The 4,323-nt window shown below is 73.4% G+C and carries 5 protein-coding genes; 2 read left to right on the top strand and 3 right to left on the bottom strand.

The window, feature by feature from the left end:
• Positions 1–141 precede the first annotated feature (141 nt).
• Positions 142–804 carry an endonuclease NucS gene (nucS, locus tag ACSNOK_RS31155; RefSeq protein ID WP_004952105.1) on the bottom strand — a complete coding sequence of 221 codons (663 nt, stop codon included), beginning with the start codon at positions 802–804 and terminating at the stop codon, positions 142–144.
• Between the two features lie 211 nt (positions 805–1,015).
• On the opposite strand from nucS, the gene ACSNOK_RS31150 reads away from it, so the two are divergent.
• Positions 1,016–1,408, top strand: coding sequence for an SCO5389 family protein (locus ACSNOK_RS31150; protein ID WP_436784150.1), 393 nt, complete (start codon positions 1,016–1,018; stop codon positions 1,406–1,408).
• Between the two features lie 360 nt (positions 1,409–1,768).
• Here the strand turns inward: ACSNOK_RS31150 and ACSNOK_RS31145 are convergent, their stop codons facing one another.
• Complete coding sequence (locus ACSNOK_RS31145; RefSeq protein WP_436784149.1) at positions 1,769–2,794, bottom strand: LLM class flavin-dependent oxidoreductase; 1,026 nt, start codon at positions 2,792–2,794, stop codon at positions 1,769–1,771.
• 203 nt (positions 2,795–2,997) lie between these two features.
• On the opposite strand from ACSNOK_RS31145, the gene ACSNOK_RS31140 reads away from it, so the two are divergent.
• The gene (locus ACSNOK_RS31140) at positions 2,998–3,336 is read left to right on the top strand and encodes an ATP/GTP-binding protein (RefSeq protein ID WP_436784148.1); all 339 of its coding nucleotides are present in this window, start codon (positions 2,998–3,000) and stop codon (positions 3,334–3,336) included.
• A 22-nt stretch (positions 3,337–3,358) separates the two neighbouring features.
• On the opposite strand, the gene ACSNOK_RS31135 is transcribed toward ACSNOK_RS31140, so the two are convergent.
• Positions 3,359–4,267: an ABC transporter permease subunit gene (locus ACSNOK_RS31135; RefSeq protein WP_436784147.1), complete on the bottom strand. Its 909-nt coding sequence runs from the start codon at positions 4,265–4,267 to the stop codon at positions 3,359–3,361.
• Positions 4,268–4,323: the final 56 nt, after the last annotated feature.

Here is a 4,323-nt window from a genome sequence, read left to right as displayed (position 1 = left end):
GACGGGCTGGATAGTGCCGCCCTGGGCGCGCACTTCAGCCCGTCCGGCGTTTGAGGACAACCGCGCGGAGCGCGGTTTCGGGGGGCTGGGGGCTTGCCCCCAGGAATCGGTGAAGGGGCGGGTCCGGGGCACCCCCCCCGCTCAGAACAACCTGAGCTTGTCGTCCTCGATGCCCCGCAGCGCGTCGTAGTCCAGGACGACACAGCCGATCCCCCGGTCCGTGGCGAGGACACGAGCCTGCGGCTTGATCTCCTGGGCGGCGAAGATGCCGCGGACCGGCGCCAGGTGAGGGTCGCGGTTGAGGAGTTCGAGGTAGCGGGTGAGCTGCTCGACGCCGTCGATCTCGCCGCGCCGCTTGAGTTCGACCGCGACCGTCTGTCCGTCGGCGTCCCGGCAGAGGATGTCGACCGGGCCGATCGCCGTCGGGTACTCGCGGCGGATCAGGGTGTAGCCCTCGCCGAGGGTCTCGATGCGGTCCGCGAGGAGCTCCTGAAGGTGCGCTTCCACGCCGTCCTTGATGAGGCCCGGATCGACGCCGAGCTCGTGCGAGGAGTCGTGGAGGACCTCCTCCATGGTGATGATGAGCTTCTCGCCCGCCTTGTTGATCACCGTCCACACGCTGCCGTCGCCCTCCTTGAGGGTGCACGGCGGGGACATCCAGTTGAGGGGCTTGTAGGCCCGGTCGTCCGCGTGGATCGAGACACTGCCGTCGGCCTTGACGAGGATGAGACGGGGGGCGGACGGCAGGTGGGCGGTGAGCCGGCCGGCGTAGTCCACGGAGCAACGGGCGATGACGAGACGCATGGTGAGCCACGCTACTCGACTCCCGGCACCGGACGCGATTCGCCCTGGATGGGCCCCTTCGCCGGTGGCCAGTTGTAGGTGCGTTCTCCTGGTGGGGCAGCAGTGGCCGGATTACCGTTGAAGCGGGCGGTCGCCGTACGGGCACGGGGCGTCGTCGTCCGCTCGCCCACCCCCAGGACCCCGCCCGGCGGGGCCCGCGAGAGGAGAACTCATGTCGCTCGACGTCTCACCGGCCCTCCTCGAACAGGCCGAGCGAGGCGAGGTCGACGAAGAGGCATTCGTCGACTGCGTCCGGAACTCCCTGCCCTACGCCTGGGAGATGATCAGCTCGCTGGTGGCCCGGCTCGAGGTCGAAGGCGGCGAGTTCGCCGACAACCGGACGCCGCCGCCGGACGAGCAGGCGCGTGGCCAGCTGCTGCGCGCCCTGGCGAGCGACGCGATCCGCGGAGCGCTGCAGCGGCACTTCGGGGTCCGGCTGGCGTTCCAGAACTGCCATCGGGTCGCCGTCTTCCCGCTCGGCCCCTCCGCCGACGAGCGGCTGGCCCGCTTCACCTCCGTCCGGGGGCAGCTGCTCAACCAGTCCCCGGAGCTGCGCGACTGCTGAGCCCGCGCCGACGCCGCTCCGCGCGCGGGGGCGCGGGACGGTACGGCGGCGGGCCATTGGAGCCGTGGCCCGGGGGCGGGCCGCAGCCGGTGGTGCGCGGCGACCGGGCCGGCCCGGAGGAGGCGCGAGTCCGCGGGCCGCCGGGGCTCCATGCCGCCGGGCCCTGGGTCGTCGGCCCCGATACCCGGCCCGGCCCGACGCCCTCCGTCGTCCGGAAGCCCGGCGCCCGCGCCGTCACGCACGGCGCCGTCGGCGCCGCGCGCGCCGGGGGCGGGTCACCGCGGCGCCGGTCCGCGTCCGTGCGCCGCCATGGGAAACGGCCAAAGGCCGACGCGGCCCGGTCCCGGTGGCGGGCCGTCCTCAGCGGATCAGCGGCAGGACCTCCGTGCCGAGCCGGCGCAGGTTCTCCTCGGTCGCCGCGAGATCGCCCGACCCCTCGGCCAGCAGCGCGAACCCCCGTACCCCGGTCCGCTCCGCGGTGGCCGCGAGGCGGTCGGCGCACAGCCGGGGCGGGCCGACCGGGTGGAGGGAGCACAGCAGCTCCGTGTAGGCCAGCGGGTCCCGCATCCGGCGCTCCCGGCCGTCGACGGTGACATGCGCCCCGAGTCCCTGGCGCAGCCAGCCGGGCATCGCCTTCAGCAGGGTCTCCGCCGCCTCCTGGCGGCGGTCCGCCACCTGCACCACGCCCGCCGCCACATGCGCGGCCGACGCCACGTGCTCCGGTGAACACCCGGCCTCCAGGGCGCACTTGCGCCACAGGGACACCATCTCGGCCTTTTCCTCGTCGGCGCTGTGCATGCCGAGCAGCATCGGCAGCCCGTGCCGGGCGGCCAGCCGGACCCCGGCGGGCGAGGTACAGGCGACCAGCACCGGCGGTCCGGGCCGGTCCAGCAGTTCGTCCGGGCGCGGTACGACCGGCACCTCGCGGAAGGAGAATCGTTTGCCCGAAGCGCCGACGCGGGGTTCCCGCAGCCAGCGCATCAGCAGTTCGAGCGATTCCGGAAACGCTTCTTCGTAAGCCTGGAGGCCCGCGTTGAACACTTCCAGGTCCACCCACGGCCCGCCGCGGCCGACCCCGAGGGTGAACCGGCCCCCGGAGGCGATGTGCAGCAGGGCCGTCTGCTCGCCGAGGGTCACGGGGTGGGTGGTGGGCAGGACGCTCACCGCCGTGCCCACCCGGATCCGCCGGGTACGGCCCAGGAGCAGCCCGGCCAGCGTCACCGCCGAGGGGCAGACGCCGTAGGGGACGAAGTGGTGTTCGGCCAGCCAGACCGCGTCGAGCCCGGCCTCCTCGGCGACCTCGGCCGTCCGCACCGCCCGGTACAGCGCCTCTCCGTGACCCTGGCCGGGGAACTGGGCGGCCAGGACGAACGCTCCAACGCGCATGCTCGTGCACCTTCCTGCGCGACCGACCCGACCCCCCGGTGGCAATAACGCCCGACACGTGCCACGAGGTACGGGCGTTCAGGAAGTTTTCATGATGATCGGAGAGGGTGGCCGGGCAGGTCCCGAACACACCCGGCCGGGGCGGTGACCGTGACGCGTACCCTGGTCACAGCCCGTAGCTCGCCCGACCTTCGAGGTGAACCGTGTCCCCGCGCCGAAACCGCCCCCGAGGCGGCGCAGTCAGTCAAGCCGCCGAGAGCGCCCGGTACGAGGGCGGCGGGGTGCGGTACGGGCTGGAGCAGACGGAGAGCTGGCAGGGCGAGGACTGGTCGGTCCGCATGGTCGGCGGGAGCGCGGCGGCCAAGCGCTACCGCTGCCCCGGCTGCGACCAGGAGATCCCGCCCGGGGTGCCGCACCTGGTGGTGTGGCCGCAGTACGGCGCGGGGGTCGAGGACCGGCGCCACTGGCACAAGTCCTGCTGGAACGCGAGGGACCGCCGGAGCGCGCGGCTCCAGCGGTCCCGTAACGCGCCGCGGTACTGAACGCACCGCGTGGGGGCGGCCGTCAGGCGTCCCGCTTGTTGATCACCAGGTGGGCGCCGGCCGTGGCGGCGGCGGTCAGCACGAGCATGATCCACAGGGGGTCCCAGCCGGACGGGCCCGACTCGACCTCGGCGCCGTAGAGCGTGAACAGCTGCATGGGGATCGAGTACTTGGCGAGCACCTCGCCGATCTTCTGGACGGCCTCGGCCTGGAGGAAGAGCGACAGCAGCGGCGGCAGCAGCACCAGTCCCAGCATGGTGGTGATCGCCCCGGCGGAGTGCCGCAGCAGGGCGCCGACGGCCAGGGCCAGCAGCCCGCCCAGCGCCACGTAGAGGCTGACGCCGACGGTCGCCTTGAACCACTGGCCGGCGGTCGGGTCGTCGAGGACCTGGTCGTCCAGCAGGGCGGCGCTGATCATGGCGACGAGGAGCGTCGCGATCAGCGTGGTCACGAAGGCCAGGGAGCCCAGGACGATCGCCTTGGCCGTGAGCACCCGGGAACGGCTGGGGCAGGCGGTCAGCGTGGTGCGGATCAGCCCGGTGCCGTACTCGGAGGAGATGGTCAGCACGCCCAGGGTGAGCACCGGGATCATGCCGAGCAGCACGCCGACGGCGCCCAGACTGAGCATGTCCTCGCCGTCGGCGAGCTCGTCGGAGGCGGAGGCGACCAGCGACAGCGTCAGTCCGAGGCCGACGACGATCACCAGCATCGTGCCGAGCGTCCACATCGTGGACCGCAGGCTCCGGATCTTCGTCCACTCGGCGGCTATCGCATCCCCGAGGTGCGCCGCGCGCACCGGGACCGGCGACACATAGCCGCCGGGGCCCGCCTGACCGGGCCAGGACGGCTGCGCGGGGCCGGGGCCCTGACCGGGCTGCTGCGGCGCACCCTGCGGGGGCACGGGGTGCTGAGGGGTCGTCGGGGTGGTCATCGGGCGTCCTCGGTGTCGCGCTTGGTCAGGTCGGCGGGTGCTGACGGGGCTGGGGG

This window comes from Streptomyces sp. URMC 126 (assembly GCF_051386555.1).
Classification (GTDB): domain Bacteria; phylum Actinomycetota; class Actinomycetes; order Streptomycetales; family Streptomycetaceae; genus Streptomyces.
This window is presented reverse-complemented; position numbering and strand designations above follow the sequence as displayed.